This is a genomic window from Thermasporomyces composti, from assembly GCF_003386795.1.
Classification (GTDB): domain Bacteria; phylum Actinomycetota; class Actinomycetes; order Propionibacteriales; family Actinopolymorphaceae; genus Thermasporomyces; species Thermasporomyces composti.
In genome coordinates this window covers 844,652-860,125 of sequence record NZ_QTUC01000001.1, presented here as the reverse complement: position 1 = coordinate 860,125, position 15,474 = coordinate 844,652, and the positions used below count along the sequence as shown (strand labels likewise).

Here is a 15,474-nt window from a genome sequence, read left to right as displayed (position 1 = left end):
GACATCGCATCGCCCTGATGGTGCGGGGGCGCGAGGGGCGACCGGGTGCGACGGACGTGAACAGTTGCGTAACGCTGCTCGTCGAGTCGCAGGTTCCGGGTGGTGACCTGCCGTACTCCGTCTATGGTCGGTACTCGTCATGGATGGCCCTCGCGCCATCCACGTGTTACCGATCGCGAGAGGAGTCGGCGGTTTCATGGAAGCCCGACGCCAGGGGGTTCACCGAGACGAGCCCGCGGGCCGGTCTGCCTGGCGTCTCCTTCCGCTCGTCCTCTTCGTCGCCGTTCTGGCCATCTTCGCTGACCTGGCGCGCCAGGGGCCGCTGCTGCGTCTCGACGTGTGGGTGGCCAGCATCTGGACGTTCCAGGGCCCCTACGAGTACCCGGTGGCGGACGCCTTCGACCGCATCGGGCAGCGTTTGGTCTGCCTCCCGCTCCTCCTCGGGGTCGCGTTCTTCCTGGCTCGCCGCCTCGGGACGATCCGACCGCTGGTGCTCGCCGTCGGCGCGACCTTGTTCCTCAACTTCGTCGTCGGTGTGCTGAAGCTAGCCAGTGGGCGGGAGAGCCCACGCACGGGCGGTCCCGAGCTGTTCGTGGGCGACAACGTGCTCTTCCCGTCAGGCCACACCGCCAACGTCGTCTTCGTCTACGGCCTGACGGCCGCGCTCCTGGTCCGTTACGGCCACGTGCCCACCCGTGTGCGCCGGGCGCTCGTCGTCGCGGTCGGACTGATCCTCGTGCTCATGATCGTCATCTCGGTCTACCGGCACACGCACTGGTTCAGTGACCTGATCGCCGGCGCGATGATCGGTGGCGCGGTGCTCCAGCTCTCGCTGGACATCGATCGCGGGTGGAGTGGCGTGGTCCGCTTGGTGCGCAGGCTGAGTGGCCCCGCGTGGGGGGTCGTCCAATGGGGTGTGGCCGTGGTACGGCGACGCGTGATGCCGGCGTCGCCCGCGCACCGCACGGTTCTCGAGCCTTCTGAGGCCGACCGGGTTTCGGCCCACCAGGAGCGCTCGCTGGAAACACCGACCGGCGACCCGATGTCCTCGACGTCGAAGGCGGCCTCGCCGCCTCGATCGCGCCTGCCCCGCGGCCGGTCCGGTGAGAGCAGCCAGAGGGAGCAGGTGGCGGGCCCGCACGGTCGACCCTAGGCGTGGCCTGTTACGTTCCCGTGCATGGCGAGAAGGAGGCCCCTGCCATTCGACCCGATCGAGGAGGCGGCGCGTCAGTGGGCGGCCCACTTCGGTCCTGACGCCGCGCTCGAACCCATGCGAGCCGTCACCTCGTTGATGCGGGTGCAGCAGATCGTCCTCCGTCGGCTCGACGAGGTGCTGCGGCGCCATGACCTGACGTTCGCGCGCTATGAGGCCCTGGTGCTGCTGTCCTTCACTCGCACCGGCGCGCTGCCCCTGGGCAAGATGGGTGAGCGCCTCCAGATCCACCCCACCTCCGTGACCTCCATCGTTCGACGTCTGGAGCGCGACGGCCTGGTTCGGCGGCTCCCTCATCCGGAGGATGGCCGGGGCGTCCTGGCCGAGGTGACGCCGGAGGGTCGGGCGGTCGTCGCCACGACCACCAAGGAGCTCGTGGACATGCGGTTCGGCCTCGATCCCCTCGATGACGAGAGTCTCGCGACGATCCACGCGCTGTTGACCACGATCCGGCGCGACGCCGGGGACTTCATCTCGCGCGAGCCAGCGTCCTGAGTCGTCGGTCCCCGGTTCCGGGCCCGATGGTGCGCTTCACCCGCGAACTAGTTGGACGTCCTACTATCGTGGGGGAGAGCCTCGATCGGGAGGACCCATGAGGGCCGAGGACATCCAGGCGGGATACCGGCGCTGGCGCGAGCGCTACGAAGCGGCGGAGCGGCAGCTGGCCAAGGCCAAGAACTCCGTCGGCGGCGCCGGCGATCGTCCGATGCGCCGAACGACGATCTCGGGCGTGGAGCTCGAGCCGGTCTACGGCCCGCCGGAGGGCGCCGACGACCCTCGCTTCGAGCGCATCGGCTGGCCGGGCGAGTACCCGTTCACCCGTGGGCTGTACCCCACCGGGTATCGGGGGCGAACCTGGACGATTCGGCAGTTCGCGGGCTTCGGGAGCGCGAAACAGACGAACGAGCGCTACCACATGATCCTGGCGAACGGGGGTGGCGGGCTCTCCGTCGCGTTCGACATGCCGACGCTCATGGGTCGGGACTCCGACGACCCGCAGTCCCTCGGCGAGGTGGGGCACTGCGGTGTGGCGGTCGACTCCGCGGCGGACATGGACCAGCTCTTCGCCGGCATCCCGCTCGGCGAGGTCACGACGTCGATGACGATCTCGGGTCCCGCGGTCCCGGTGTTCTGCATGTACCTCGTGGCGGCCGAACGGCAAGGCGTCGACATCAGCAAGCTCAACGGCACGCTGCAGACCGACATCTTCAAGGAGTACATCGCCCAGAAGGAGTGGCTCTTCCCGCCGCAGCCGCACCTTCGGCTCATCGGCGACCTGATGGAGTTCTGCACCAAGGAGATGCCGGCGTACAAGCCGCTGTCGGTCTCCGGCTACCACATCCGGGAGGCGGGTGCGACGGCCGCCCAGGAGCTGGCGTTCACCTTGGCCGACGGCTTCGCCTACGTCGAGCTCGGGCTGTCCCGAGGTCTCGACGTGGACCAGTTCGCGCCGGGTCTGTCGTTCTTCTTCGACGCGCACATCGACTTCTTCGAGGAGATCGCCAAGTTCCGCGCGGCCCGGCGTATCTGGGCTCGGTGGATGCGCGACGTCTACGGCGCGAAGACCGAACGCGCGCAGTGGTTGCGCTTCCACACGCAGACAGCGGGGGTGTCGCTCACGGCACAGCAGCCCTACAACAACGTGGTCCGCACCGCGGTCGAGGCTCTCGCGGCCGTCCTCGGCGGCACGAACTCCTTGCACACCAACGCGCTCGACGAGACCTTGGCGCTGCCCTCCGAGGAGGCGGCCGAGATCGCCTTGCGCACCCAGCAGGTGCTCATGGAGGAGACCGGCGTCGCCAACGTCGCTGACCCACTCGGCGGGTCGTGGTACGTCGAGGCGCTGACCGACCGACTCGAGGCGGAGGCGGAGGACATCTTCGCGCGGATCATCGCCATGGGTGACGACGGCACGATCACCTCCGGCCTCCTGCGTGGAATCGACGACGGCTGGTTCGTGAACCAGATCGCCGAGGCGTCGTTCGCCTTTCAGCAGGCCGTGGAGAAGGGTGAACGGAAGATCGTCGGGGTCAACGTGCACACTCACACGGTCACCGGCGACGTCGAGATCCTTCGGGTGAGCGAGGAAGTCGAGCGCGAGCAGCGAAGAGCGCTGGCGGAACGGCGTCGCAGGAGATCACAGCCCGAGGTGGACGCGGCACTGCGCGACCTAGCCAAGGCCGCGCGGAGCGACGACAACATGGTCCCCCACATCCTGCGAGCGGCGCGCGTGGAAGCGACCTTGGGTGAGATCTGCGGTGTGCTCAAGGCCGAGTGGGGTGAGTACCGCGAGCCGGCCAGCTTCTGACGTCCTGCGCACGCCTGGGTGCGGTGCCCCAGGCGTCTCGCCTCAACTGCTCGCCTCAACCAGGCGTCCACCGCATCGGTGAGGTCCCGCTCGCGAAAGCGACATTTCGGCGTTGTCGTGCCCCTCGAGTAGGCAGTCGGTCGCTGATCCGAGAGAATTGGCCGCATGACGTCGCAGAGCTTCTCGCGTCCTGGTGCCGTCGACCTGTCCGACCTCGCCAAGCGCGCGTCCAGCGGGCAGGCGCCGGGGTCTGGTGGCACGTCGGCGGCCGGCGGTGGCGGCTTCGTCGTCGAGGTCACGGAGGCCAACTTCGACAAGGAGGTCGTCCAGCGGTCGCTCACCGTCCCCGTGGTGATCGACTTCTGGGCCACGTGGTGCCAGCCGTGCAAGCAGCTGAGCCCAGTCCTCGAACGCTTGGCGGCCGAGTACGGTGGTCGCTTCGTCCTCGCCACCATTGACGTCGACAAGAACCCACGGCTCGCCCAGGCGGCCGGCATCCAGAGCATTCCGCTCGTCGTGGCCGTCGTTCGAGGCCAGCTCGTTCCGCTCTTCCAGGGCGCGATCCCCGAGGCGCAGGTTCGGCAGTACCTCGACGAGCTCCTGCGACTCGCCGCGAGCCAGGGCGTGACGGGGACCGCCCAGCCGATCCCGGGCGCCGGCCAGGCGGGGGCGCCGCCCGCGCGCGACCCCCGGTACGCCGAGGCGGACGCGGCGTTGGAGCGCGGCGACCTCGACGGTGCGATCGCCGCGTTCGAGAAGCTGCTCAACCAGAATCCCGACGACCAAGAGGCCAAGCGTGGCTTGGCGAGCGCGCGGCTGCTGCGCCGCGTGCGGGAGATTCCAGCCCAGCAGGCGCGGGCTGACGCGGCAGCCAAGCCCGACGACGTGCAGGCTCAGATCATGGTCGCCGACCTCGACCTGGCGGCCGGGCACGTCGAGGACGCCTTCAGTCGTCTGGTCGACACTGTCCGGCGCACCGCGGGGGACGACCGCGACCTGGCGCGCAGGCACCTGCTGGAGCTGTACGACGTCGTCGGCCCGGATGATGAGCGAGTTCGTCGAAGCCGCCGTGACCTGAGCGCCGCGCTGTTCTGACCTGGTGCACGCACCGGGGCGCCGCGATGGTTGGCCGGCGCCGCGGTTCCCTCACCGGAGCGCGCGGATCCTCACGGGTGAGCCGACGGCCCCCGCCCTCGGTCGGTGTCGAGCCGAGGCGATCCACCGCGGAGCTTTCGTCGTACGCGAAGGTCACGACCCTTAGCTAGGCTATCGGCCCACAGACACTACCGACTGGGGTCCTCAGGTGAGCATGCGCGTCTTCCGGGTCATCACGGGTTCCGTGGTCGCGCTCGTCGGACTCACGGTGTTGGTGGTCGGCGCCCTCGCCGCGTTCAAGTACATCGGACCGGACGACGTCATCGCGTCCAGCCCGCGAGAGCTCAAGACCGAGGGTGTGGCCATCGCCACGCCACCCGACCTCCTGGACTACCACGGCAACCGGGTGGAGGTGACCGTGGAGCCGGTCGACCGTGACCGGCATGTCTTCATCGGCGTGGCTCACGATGTCGACGTTCGCAGCTACCTCTCGGAGTCGCGCTACCTCCGCATCCTCGAGGTCGAATACCCGCTGCGGCTGACGACCCGTGAGGTGCCCGGGGACCGCGGCCGGGTGATTCCACCAGCGTCCCTCGACTGGTGGATGGTGAAGACGACCGGCGCCGGAAAGCAGACACTGAGCTGGCGGCTGGAAGACGGTCCCTACGACCTCGTCATCATGCACGCCGACGGTGACGCGCCGGTCGCGGTGCAGGTCTCCTTCGGTATCGAGTTGCCAGGCGCGTTCCGCACCGCACTGCTGGTCGCCGTGGGCGGTCTGGTGGTCCTGGCGCTGGGACTCGTGATCACGGGGGTGTTCCGTCGGCGGCCTCCCGTGGTCGATGACGACGACGAGATTCGGTGGGACGGCGGGGAGGCCTGGAGTCAGAACGAGTTCTGGCGGACCTCCCAGCCCGCGCCTCGGGTCACCGGACCCCGTACGCCGGTCGGCGACCCCATGGAGCTGGGCCGTGCGGCCGGTACTCCCGAGGCGCCCAATGCGCAGCGCCCCGCCACGCCGCTGGAACACCGACCGGCAGGCGGGCCGCGCCAAGGCCCTCCGGCGTTCCCGCCGCCTCCCACGACCCACGATCAACCACCCGGACCTGTGCCACGACACGGGCCACCGCCTCCCTACGGTGGACACCAGCGACCGCCAGCCCCGATGCCGCCTCGGGCCTTTCACCCGACGCCGGCGGACGGTCGTCCACCGGCGGTCCCGCCGGCGCCGCCGACGTCGACGCCACAGTCGTCAGCAGTTCCCCCCATGCGGATGGCGCCGCGGCATGCGGGTCCCGGGGACGTCGGCCCTCTCGATCGGCCCGCACGCCCCTCGGAGACCCGAGGGACACCTGGTGGGGAGCCGGGCTCGTTCCGCCCGGACGCGTCGTCCTCGACGATGCCCAGTCGTCCGATGGCGCAGGGGCACGTCGAGCCGCCACCGGCCCCGTCGGCACCACGGAGCGTGGTGGGGGACGCCTTCAACCAGCCGAGCGAGGAGGGGGCACCCCGCCTCACCGGTTCCTCCCACTCAGGCGACGTGCCCGGCGGACGCCACGTCGAAAGGTCCCACCTCGACCGATCTCACCTCGACGACGGTATCGCGCTCGGTGCCGACTACGCCGAGCCGCCGCCGTGGCTTCCGGGTCCGGTGAGCCCGGTGGTCCCAGCGCCTGGCGAACGGAAGGACAGCGCGGACCGTGGCTAGGCGGCTGAGGAGAAGTGTCGGGATCGGCGCTCTGGTCGTCGCCGTCTGGGCGACCGCGAGCGGGTGTGTGACGATGCCGGAGGCTCGGATTGGTCGCACCGTCGCGTGGTCCCCGGTGACCAGCGAGCGAGCGCTCACGTTCCTGAAGCGGTACGAGCAGGTCAGCAACAAGGCCAGCGAGACCCGCGACCCCGAGCTCATCGCTCAAGTGGAGTCCGGCCCGCTGCTGCGCGCCACCCGGGCCGAGTTTCGCATCGCCAACCGGCTGGACCCTGATCGCACGAGCCGGTCCACGAGAGCGCGATACACCAACCAGCGCATCTACATCCCTGACCTGGCCGACTATCCCGTGTGGTTCGTCGCTGTCTCGGACCTCGCCGATGAGGGGCGGACCACGGTCAGCCTCGTCGTCCGCAGCAACGCCGGCTCGCTGTGGCACATGACCCAGTCGGTGGCGTTGGACGACGATGCTCAGCTTCCCGAGCTCGTCGAGCGCAATGGCAAGGTGGTAGCGCTCGACACCGGTTCGAACGAAGGTCTGGTGCGCTCGCCCTGGCAGGCCGCGCAAGCGTACGCCAACCTGCTCATGGCCGGACCGGACGCGCCGCACGCCGCGGCGTTCCACCCGCACCCCCAGACCGCTCGCTCCCACCAGGCGACACAGCGGAACAAGGAGCAGCCCGGATTCACCTACGACCAGAAGGTCAGCGTGGTCTCGGTCCGGGCACTCGCGGTCGCGGACGGGAGCGCCTTCGTCCTCTTCACCCTCGAGGAGAACGAGGAGCTGTCCCTGCAGGACGCTCGCTTGCGGTTTGACCGCAACGACGCGGTGGCCGCGTACACTGGACGAGCGGAGGGTGATTCCTACCTCCGCACCTCGTGGGTGTGGCAAGCGGTGGCGGTCGTGCCACCCAAGGGGGCGCCCGACCCACGAATTCGACTGCTCGGCGTCGAGCGGTCACTCGAGTCGGCGAAGATGAGGTAGCCGGCTCCGGCGCCGCCGCTGGTGGCAGCTCGTGATCAGAAAATCGCTTGCGGACGCGAGGGTTGTCGCGGCACCATGTACTCTTGTTTTGGGTGATGCACACGGGGGGATCTCGACATGCCGCCATCTGACTGATGCGTCACCGAAACCTCGCGGACACCTTCCCAGACGACCATCGATGACGAAGGTCGGTCCTGCGAGCCCGCGGCTGTAGCGCGCGGGCGTCCACGTGGGGGGTAACAACGGCGTCTGCCCCTCTACCGCAAACCCGTACCCGTTAACCCCGTCGGCGTGGGGTGATCCTTCGCGCCGACATCACGGCGACAATCTGGAGAACAACCAACCGATGTGGCCTGCCATTGCCAACTTCGCCAACGACTACACCGAGCGGCTTGAGGAGCGGGCTCGGACCGAGCTCCGCGTGCCAGCCCAGCGGAACGGTAGTCAGTGGGTGGCCCGGTCGCTGCGTGGCACCGGGATCCGGCTTATTCGGGTCGCTGAACGTCTCGAGGAGTCGGCCGCGCGGAGCGAGGCCTGCTGACCAAGCGTGCGGCGGTCGGGGCGAGGCTCCCCACCTCGTCCCGACCGCCGAATCGTGCCCGGGATGAGGAATTCATTCACTCGGGCGTACGTCGAAGCCAGAGGGTCCCGAGCGGTGGAAGTCGCAGGGTCGCTGAGGCGGGCCGTCCGTGGTACGGCTCCCACACCGCCTCCACCGCACCGAGGTTGCCCACGCCCGACCCGGTGTAGACGTCGGCGTCTGTGTTGAGGATCTCCTGCCAGGTCCCGGCTGTGGGCAGCCCGATCCGGTAGTTCTCGTGGGGAATGGCGGCGAAGTTCGACACGCACACCAACGTTTCCCCGCCGGGTCCGGTGCGCAGGAAACTGAACACGTTGTTCGCGGCGTCGTTGGCATCGATCCACGAGAACGCCTCGGCAACGTGGTCGGTGGCCCATAACTCCGGCGCCTCGGCGTAGATGCGGTTGAGGTCGCGGACCAGCTGCTGGACGGCCTGGTGCTCGCGGTGCTCCAAGAGCCACCACTCGAGCTCGCCCGCCTCCGACCATTCCGCGTCCTGAGCGAACTCCCCGCCCATGAACAGCAGCTGCTTGCCCGGATGGGCCCACATGAACGCCAGGTACGCCCGCAGGTTCGCCAGCTGCTGCCACCGGTCACCGGGCATCTTCCGCAGCAAGGAGCCCTTGCCGTGCACCACCTCGTCGTGAGACAGCGGTAGCACGAAGTTCTCGGAGTGGGCGTAGACGAGCGAGAACGTCATTTGGTGGTGGTGGTACTGGCGGTGAATCGGGTCGTGGCGCATGTAGGCCAGGGAGTCGTTCATCCAGCCCATGTTCCACTTGAACCCGAAACCGAGCCCGCCTAGATGCACCGGACGTGTGACGCCCGGCCAGGAGGTCGACTCCTCGGCGATCGTGACGATGCCGGGCACCTTCCGGTAACACGTAGCGTTGACGTCCTGCAGGAACCGCACCGCGTCGAGGTTCTCGCGCCCGCCGTACTCGTTCGGCGTCCACTCGCCGTCGGCGCGGGAATAGTCGAGGTAGAGCATCGAGGCGACGGCGTCGACCCGAAGACCGTCGGCGTGGAACTCCTCGAGCCAGTACAGCGCGTTCGCCAAGAGGAAGTTGCGGACCTCCGGCCGGCCGTAGTCGAAGACGAGAGTGCCCCAGTCGGGGTGCTCGCCCCGACGCGGATCGGCGTGCTCGTAGAGCGGCGTGCCGTCGAAGCGAGCGAGCGCCCAGTCATCGCGGGGGAAGTGGGCGGGCACCCAGTCGATGATGACGCCGATGCCGGCCTGGTGGAAGGAGTCGATGAGGTACCGCAGGTCGTCGGGCTCACCCCAGCGGGCCGACGGGGCGTAGTACGACCCGACCTGGTATCCCCACGACGGCCCGTAGGGGTGCTCCATCACCGGCAGCAGCTCGACGTGGGTGAAGCCCAGGTCGGCGACGTAGGGGACGAGCTCGTGGGCGAGGTCACGATAGCTTCGGCCCCGCCGCCACGAACCCAGGTGCACCTCGTAGATGCTCATGGGCTCGGCGTGCGGCTGGCGCTGGGCTCGGCGCGCGAGCCACTCGTCGTCGCCCCACCTGTAGGTGGAGGTGTAGACGATCGAGGCGTTCTCCGGGGGCGCCTGGCACCGGAAGGCGAACGGGTCGGACTTGTGCCGCCACACACCGTCCTGGCCGAGGATCTCGAACCGGTACAGGGTCCCGTCGCCGATCCCGGGGACGTAGAGCTCCCAGATCCCGCTCCTGCCGAGGGAGCGCATCGGGTGGCCGCGCCCGTCCCAGAAGTTGAAGTCGCCGACGAGCCGAACCCCCCGGGCGTTGGGTGCCCACACCGCGAAGGAGGTCCCGGTCACCGTCCCGGACACGGTCTCGTAGGACCGAACGTGGGCGCCGAGAACCCGCCACAGCTCCTCGTGCCGGCCCTCACTGATGAGGTGCAGGTCCAGTTCGCCGAGGGTCGGCAGGAAGCGATAGGGGTCGTCGGCCAAGACCGTGACCCCGTCCGAGTACTGGACCTCCAGCCGGTAGTCGGGAATGTCGGTGCCCGGGAGCACGCCGACCCACACGCCCTCGTACTCGTGCGCCAGCTCGACCCGTTGCTCCGACGTCGTCGACTCCGCGCCTCGGGCGTGGATGATCAGCCAGACCCGCTCGGCGAGCGGCCGCAGCACCCGGACGGTGACCGAGCCGTCGGTGACGTGCGGACCCAAGATGCGGTGCGGGTCGTAGTGCTCGCCCGCCACGAGACGGGCGAGCTCGTCACGGGCGACCCTCGCCGGCTGCGGGGTGGTGGATCCGGAGCGGCTGTGGGGCATGTGACGACCTTCGGACGGGCGGAGCGGTCTCGGTCCGTCACGAGGCTAGCCGGCGGACCGCGGTGAGCGGGATACCGATCCAGTCGGGACGGGTTCGTGCCTCGTAGACGACCTCGTAGACGGCCTTGTCGGTCTCGTACGCCCGCAGCAGGACGGCGTTCTCGCGCGGGTCGGCGCCAGCCACCTCACCGTAGCCCTCGCAGAACGCCGAACGGTTGCGCTCCGCCCACTCGGTGGCTCGGTAGGCCAGCTGGTGCTCGTCGGGATGGTCGTGACCGGCGAGCAGGTGCTGCGCGGCGTAGTCGAACGACCGAAGCATGGCGGCGACGTCACGGATGGGGGAGTCGAGCCGGCCACGCTCGGCCCAGGGGCGGGCCGGCTCGCCCTCGAAGTCGATGATCCGCCACCCGCCGACGGTGCGCATCGTCTGGCCCAGGTGGAAGTCGCCGTGGATGCGCTGGACCGGGGTGGGTGTCGTGGTCGCCGCCAGGGCGTCGTAGGCCCGGCGCAGCCCGTCGGCATAGGGGGCGAGCGCCGGGACCGCCTCGACGGCGTCGTCCAGCCGAGCGCGCATGGTGTTCGCCAGCTCCTGGAGCTCGGCCGGTCCCCACACGTCGGTGGGGAGATAGCGGGCGAGGTCGGCATGGACCTCCGCCGTCGTGGCGCCGAGGCGGTGGGACTCGGCCGCGAAGTCGCCACCCACCTCATCGGCATGGAGATCGGCCTCGGCGTACAGGTCCCGGACGCTGGTGATCGCCAGCGCCCACCCGTCGGTCGCGGTGCGGAAGAAGTCACTGAACATCGCCAGGTCGCCACGTCGCCGCTGACCGCTGGCGTCCGGCCACTCGCCCTCGAGCCAGCCGTACATGCGTGCGACGTTTCCGCACCCGTGCCGGGCGAACGCCTCGTGCACCTCGATGTCCGGATTGCGGCCGTGGTGGACCCTCCGGAAGACCTTCATGAGCACGTCCTCCCCGAACACGAGGGAGGTGTTGCTCTGCTCGCCGGTCAGGACGAGCGACGGCAGCTCGGCGTCGACGTCCAGGGGGCCGATCCGGTGGAACGTCACGTCCGGCTCCGTCGCGCCCTTCAACAGGCCGCCGAGGTACGTCCGGGTTGCCGCCTTGTCGTGGAGTGCGTCGTGGACGAACACCCGCCCGAGGTCGGGTTCGTCCCACTCACCCACGAACGCGTGGGCCAGGGCGTCCACCTGTTCCTGGTGGTACGACAGGGGCACCTGGTAGACGTCGACGTCACGGCCGTCGGCGTAGCGAACGGTCACCAGCGCGATCCGCACTGCCGGCCAGGCTCCCGGCTCGGACAGCCAGCTCAGGTAGTGAACGCCCTCGATCTGGAAGTCCCTGCCCTTGCCGGCGAACCAGCGTTGGCGTCCGAGGAACTCATGGAGTCCGGAGGTCTCCCTTGCGTTCATCATCCTCGCCTTTCCTTCGCTTTGCCGGCGCGGTGATCGCGCGGCGGGTACCCCGGCCGACGTTACGCCATGGACTCCTCAGACCTGGGTCGAGGCAGGCGGAACCAGTAGAAGCCGTAGCCGCCGAGCGTCAGCAGGTAGGGCAGTTCCCCGATCCTCGGGAAACGGACACCACCCACCAACTCGATGGGCTCCACGCCTTCCCAGCGTCGGAGGTCCAGCTCCACCGGCTGCGGGAACCGGGAGAGGTTGTTGACGCACAGGACCGCTTCATCGCCTAGTTCTCGAACGAACGACAAGACGCTGGGGTTGCTTCCGCCGAGATCGGTGAACGTCCCCAAGCCGAACGCGGGGTTCTGCTTGCGGATCCAGATCATGCGGCGCACCCAGTGCAGCAGCGAGGAGCTGTTCCGCAGCTGCGCCTCGACGTTGACCGCCTGGTAGCCGTAGACCGAGTCCATGATCACCGGCAGGGTGAGCCGGCCGGGGTCGGCGTTGGAGAACCCGGCGTTGCGGTCCGGCGTCCACTGCATCGGGGTACGGACGCCGTCGCGGTCACCCAGCCAGATGTTGTCGCCCATGCCGATCTCGTCCCCGTAGTAGATGATCGGCGAGCCCGGCAGGGACAGCAGGAGCGCGGTGAACAGCTCGATCTGGTTGGTGTCGTTCTCCAGCAGCGGGGCGAGTCGGCGCCGGATCCCGATGTTGGCCTTCATCCGCGGGTCCTTGGCGTACTCGGCCCACATGTAGTCGCGGTCCTCGTCGGTGACCATCTCGAGCGTGAGCTCGTCGTGGTTGCGCAGGAAGATCCCCCACTGGCAGCGGTCGGGGATCTTCGGGGTTTGCGCCAAGATCTCCGAGATGGGGTAGCGCGACTCGCGGCGGACCGCCATGAAGATCCGCGGCATCACCGGGAAGTGGAACGCCATGTGGCACTCGTCGCCGCCGCTGGCGACGTCGCCGAAGTACTGCACGACGTCGGCGGGCCACTGGTTGGCCTCGCAGAGCAGAACCCGGTCGGGGTAGTCCCGGTCGATCTCCTTCCGAATCCGCTTGAGGAATTCGTGGGTCTTGGGAAGGTTCTCGCAGTTGGTCCCTTCCTCCTCGTAGAGGTAGGGCACCGCGTCGAGCCGGAACCCGTCGATGCCGAGGTCGAGCCAGAAGCGCAGGGCCTGGATGATCGCCTCCTGCACCGCCGGGTTCTCGTAGTTGAGGTCCGGCTGGTGGGAGAAGAACCGGTGCCAGTAGTACTGCTTGCGGACCGGGTCGTAGGTCCAGTTGCTGGTCTCGGTGTCGACGAAGATGATCCGCGCGTCCGGGTAACCCTCGTCGGTGTCGCGCCAGACGTAGAAGTCGCCGTACGGCCCGTCGGGATCGGTGCGTGACGCCTGGAACCACGGGTGTTGGTCCGAGGTGTGGTTCATGACGAAGTCGATGATCACGCGGATCCCACGGGCGTGCGCCGCGTCGACGAAGTCGACGAAGTCGTCGAGCGTTCCGACTTCAGGCGCGATCGCGGTGTAGTCGGCCACGTCGTAGCCGCCGTCCCGCATGGGGGAGACGTAGAACGGCGGTAGCCACAGGCAGTCGACGCCGAGCCACTCCAGATAGTCCAGCTTCGCCATGAGGCCGCGCAGGTCGCCGACGCCGTCGTTGTTGGAGTCGTAGAACGACCGGACCAGGACCTCGTAGAAGACGGCTCGCTTGTACCACTCAGGGTCCGAGCCAGAGCTACCCGCAACGTGTTGGCTCATCCGGTTCCCCGTTGAAGCGTGAAGATGTGGGCAGGCTCGACCGTGGGGTCGAGTCGGACGAAATTGTGCTGGCCCCATCGCCAGGTGTCGCCAGAGAGTTCGTCGTGGACGACGAACGAGTCATCCCAATCCAGGCCCAGTTCGGGCATGTTAAGGGAGACAACCGACTCACGGGTCCCGTGGGGGTCGAGGTTAACCACGACGATGACGGTGTCGTCACGTCCGTCGGGCAGCTGTTCGCGCTTGGAGAAGGCGATCAAGCTGTCGTCGGGAACATAGTGGAAGCGTAGGTTACGCAGGCGATGGAGTGCGGGGTGGGCCCGCCGAATCTCGTTGAGCCGGCGCAGGTACGGAGCCAGTGACTGGCCGGCGCGTTCCCCGCCTTCCTCGTAGGCCGCCCAGTCGCGTGGGCGGTATTCGTACTTCTCCGAATTCAGGTACTCCTCACTCCCCGGTCGGACCGCGAGGCGCTCGCACATCTCGTAGCCGGAGTACACGCCCCACGTCGGGGAGAGCATGGCGGCGAGGACGGCCCTGATCTTGAAGGCCGCCGGCCCTCCTTCCTGCAAATAGGCGGTGAGGATGTCCGGGGTGTTGACGAAGAAGTTCGGTCGCAGGAACGCCGCCGTGTCGCGGCTGAGCTCGGTGAGGTAGGACTCCAGCTCCTGCTTGGTATTCCGCCAGGTGAAGTACGTGTACGACTGGTGGAAACCTACCTTGGCCAAGGTCTGGAGCATCGCTGGCCGAGTGAACGCCTCGGCGAGGAACAGCACGTCGGGGTCGGTGCGCCGGACCTCGGCCAGGAGCCATTCCCAAAACTGCACGGGCTTGGTGTGCGGGTTGTCGACCCGGAAGATCCGGACGCCGTGGTCCATCCAGTGCCGGACGATCCGCAGCACCTCGTGGTAGAGACCCTCGGGGTCGTTGTCGAAGTTGAGCGGATAGATGTCCTGGTACTTCTTGGGCGGGTTCTCGGCGTAGGCGATCGACCCGTCGGGCAGCTTGGTGAACCACTCCGGGTGCTCCTTGACCCAGGGGTGGTCCGGTGAGGCTTGGAGGGCCAGGTCGAGGGCGATCTCCAGGCCGAGCTCGCGGGCGCGCGCGACGAACGCGTCGAAGTCGGCGAGGGTGCCGAGGTCGGGGTGGACGGCGTCGTGACCGCCCTCCGCGGCGCCGATCGCCCACGGGGAGCCGGGATCGTTGGGGCCGGCGGTCAGACTGTTGTTCGGGCCCTTCCGGTTGGTGCGGCCGATCGGGTGGATCGGGGGCAGGTAGACGACGTCGAAGCCCATCTCGGCGATGGCGGGGAGACGCTCGGCGGCGGTGCGGAACGTCCCCGACACCCAGCTGCCGTCCGGCTTCTGGTAGGCGCCCTCCGAGCGGGGGAAGAACTCGTACCAGCTCCCGTACAGCGCCCGCTCGCGGTCCACCCGCAGGGGGTACGCCTCCGAGGCGGTCACGAGCTCCCGCAGGGGGTGGGCGGCGAGGACCTCGAGCACCTCCGGCGCCGTGGCCGCCTGGAAGCGGGCGGCGGCAGGGCGGGAGACGTCGCGCAGCGCGAGCACCGCGGCGCGCAGGCGCTCCCGTCCCACGGTCTGGTCCTCCGGCAGGTCGCCCGCTGCCCGTTCCAGCAGCAGGGCGCCCTGGGTGAGCATGAGCTCGACGTCGACACCGGCGTTCAGCTTGACCTCGGCGGCGTGGCGCCACGTGGTGATCGGATCGCTCCAGGCCTCGATCGTGAAGGTCCAGTCGCCCTCCGCGTCGGGCCTGATCTCGGCCTCCCAGCGGTCGGCTCCAGGCTCCCGGCACCACATCGGCACCCAGCCGAGCGTTCGCCCGTCCGGTCCGGCCACGACGACGTTGGCGCCGAGCGCCTCGTGGCCTTCACGGAACACGGTGGCGGACACCGTGATCGCCTCGCCGACGACGGCCTTGGCGGGGAACCGTCCCCCCGCGACGACCGGCTGGACATCGGTGATCGGGATGCGCCCGATCACGGTCCGCGGCGGAAACGAGACGTCGCCCTCGGTGGCGTGAGCCGCCGGGGCCGTCACACCCGGTGTCGACGAGCTGACGGCGGCGCTGGGGTGCGTCGAGCGCGAGTCCGCCGTCACTGGCGACCGATCCGGG

Annotated in this window: 11 protein-coding genes; 7 read left to right on the top strand and 4 right to left on the bottom strand. The window is 68.9% G+C overall.

The window, feature by feature from the left end:
* Nucleotides 1–196: 196 nt before the first annotated feature.
* The 7 genes from DFJ64_RS03720 to DFJ64_RS03690 all read left to right on the top strand — a co-directional run bounded on the left by DFJ64_RS03720 (nt 197) and on the right by DFJ64_RS03690 (nt 7,850).
* Nucleotides 197–1,153 (top strand): phosphatase PAP2 family protein, encoded by a 957-nt coding sequence (locus DFJ64_RS03720; RefSeq protein ID WP_170152484.1) that lies wholly within the window; start codon nt 197–199, stop codon nt 1,151–1,153.
* Nucleotides 1,154–1,177: 24 nt separating this feature from the next.
* Nucleotides 1,178–1,708 (top strand): MarR family winged helix-turn-helix transcriptional regulator, encoded by a 531-nt coding sequence (locus DFJ64_RS03715; RefSeq protein ID WP_115849171.1) that lies wholly within the window; start codon nt 1,178–1,180, stop codon nt 1,706–1,708.
* Between the two features lie 97 nt (nt 1,709–1,805).
* Nucleotides 1,806–3,521, top strand: coding sequence for a coenzyme B12-dependent isobutyryl-CoA mutase large subunit (icmA, locus tag DFJ64_RS03710; RefSeq protein WP_115849170.1), 1,716 nt, complete (start codon nt 1,806–1,808; stop codon nt 3,519–3,521).
* Between the two features lie 165 nt (nt 3,522–3,686).
* Nucleotides 3,687–4,616, top strand: coding sequence for a tetratricopeptide repeat protein (locus tag DFJ64_RS03705; RefSeq protein ID WP_115849169.1), 930 nt, complete (start codon nt 3,687–3,689; stop codon nt 4,614–4,616).
* A 208-nt stretch (nt 4,617–4,824) separates the two neighbouring features.
* On the top strand, nt 4,825–6,324 hold the full coding sequence (locus DFJ64_RS03700; RefSeq protein WP_147304585.1) for a hypothetical protein: 1,500 nt from the start codon (nt 4,825–4,827) through the stop codon (nt 6,322–6,324).
* Nucleotides 6,317–7,309 carry a DUF8094 domain-containing protein gene (locus DFJ64_RS03695; protein WP_147304584.1) on the top strand — a complete coding sequence of 331 codons (993 nt, stop codon included), beginning with the start codon at nt 6,317–6,319 and terminating at the stop codon, nt 7,307–7,309. The genes DFJ64_RS03700 and DFJ64_RS03695 overlap by 8 nt, the downstream gene beginning before the upstream one ends.
* Nucleotides 7,310–7,655: 346 nt before the next feature.
* Nucleotides 7,656–7,850, top strand: a complete 195-nt coding sequence (locus DFJ64_RS03690) for a hypothetical protein (RefSeq protein WP_115849166.1) — start codon at nt 7,656–7,658, stop codon at nt 7,848–7,850.
* A 76-nt stretch (nt 7,851–7,926) separates the two neighbouring features.
* Here DFJ64_RS03690 and glgB read toward each other — a convergent pair whose 3' ends face one another.
* From glgB to DFJ64_RS03670, 4 genes are all read right to left on the bottom strand, one after another.
* Nucleotides 7,927–10,158, bottom strand: coding sequence for a 1,4-alpha-glucan branching protein GlgB (gene glgB / locus DFJ64_RS03685; RefSeq protein ID WP_115849165.1), 2,232 nt, complete (start codon nt 10,156–10,158; stop codon nt 7,927–7,929).
* 37 nt (nt 10,159–10,195) lie between these two features.
* Nucleotides 10,196–11,590 (bottom strand): maltokinase N-terminal cap-like domain-containing protein, encoded by a 1,395-nt coding sequence (locus DFJ64_RS03680; RefSeq protein ID WP_245940932.1) that lies wholly within the window; start codon nt 11,588–11,590, stop codon nt 10,196–10,198.
* Between the two features lie 62 nt (nt 11,591–11,652).
* Entirely contained in the window at nt 11,653–13,422 is a 1,770-nt protein-coding gene (gene treS / locus DFJ64_RS03675; RefSeq protein WP_170152483.1) for a maltose alpha-D-glucosyltransferase, read from the bottom strand.
* Nucleotides 13,341–15,341 carry an alpha-1,4-glucan--maltose-1-phosphate maltosyltransferase gene (locus DFJ64_RS03670; protein ID WP_211310479.1) on the bottom strand — a complete coding sequence of 667 codons (2,001 nt, stop codon included), beginning with the start codon at nt 15,339–15,341 and terminating at the stop codon, nt 13,341–13,343. Before DFJ64_RS03670 ends, treS begins: the two co-directional genes overlap by 82 nt.
* Nucleotides 15,342–15,474: the final 133 nt, after the last annotated feature.

Coding starts and splice junctions, on each gene's coding strand:
- DFJ64_RS03720 (WP_170152484.1), top strand. CDS start 197: ATGGAAGCCCGACGCCAGGGGGTTCACCGAGACGAGCCCGCGGGCCGG.
- DFJ64_RS03715 (WP_115849171.1), top strand. CDS start 1,178: ATGGCGAGAAGGAGGCCCCTGCCATTCGACCCGATCGAGGAGGCGGCG.
- icmA (WP_115849170.1), top strand. CDS start 1,806: ATGAGGGCCGAGGACATCCAGGCGGGATACCGGCGCTGGCGCGAGCGC.
- DFJ64_RS03705 (WP_115849169.1), top strand. CDS start 3,687: ATGACGTCGCAGAGCTTCTCGCGTCCTGGTGCCGTCGACCTGTCCGAC.
- DFJ64_RS03690 (WP_115849166.1), top strand. CDS start 7,656: ATGTGGCCTGCCATTGCCAACTTCGCCAACGACTACACCGAGCGGCTT.
- glgB (WP_115849165.1), bottom strand. CDS start 10,158: ATGCCCCACAGCCGCTCCGGATCCACCACCCCGCAGCCGGCGAGGGTC.
- DFJ64_RS03680 (WP_245940932.1), bottom strand. CDS start 11,590: ATGAACGCAAGGGAGACCTCCGGACTCCATGAGTTCCTCGGACGCCAA.
- treS (WP_170152483.1), bottom strand. CDS start 13,422: ATGGGGCCAGCACAATTTCGTCCGACTCGACCCCACGGTCGAGCCTGC.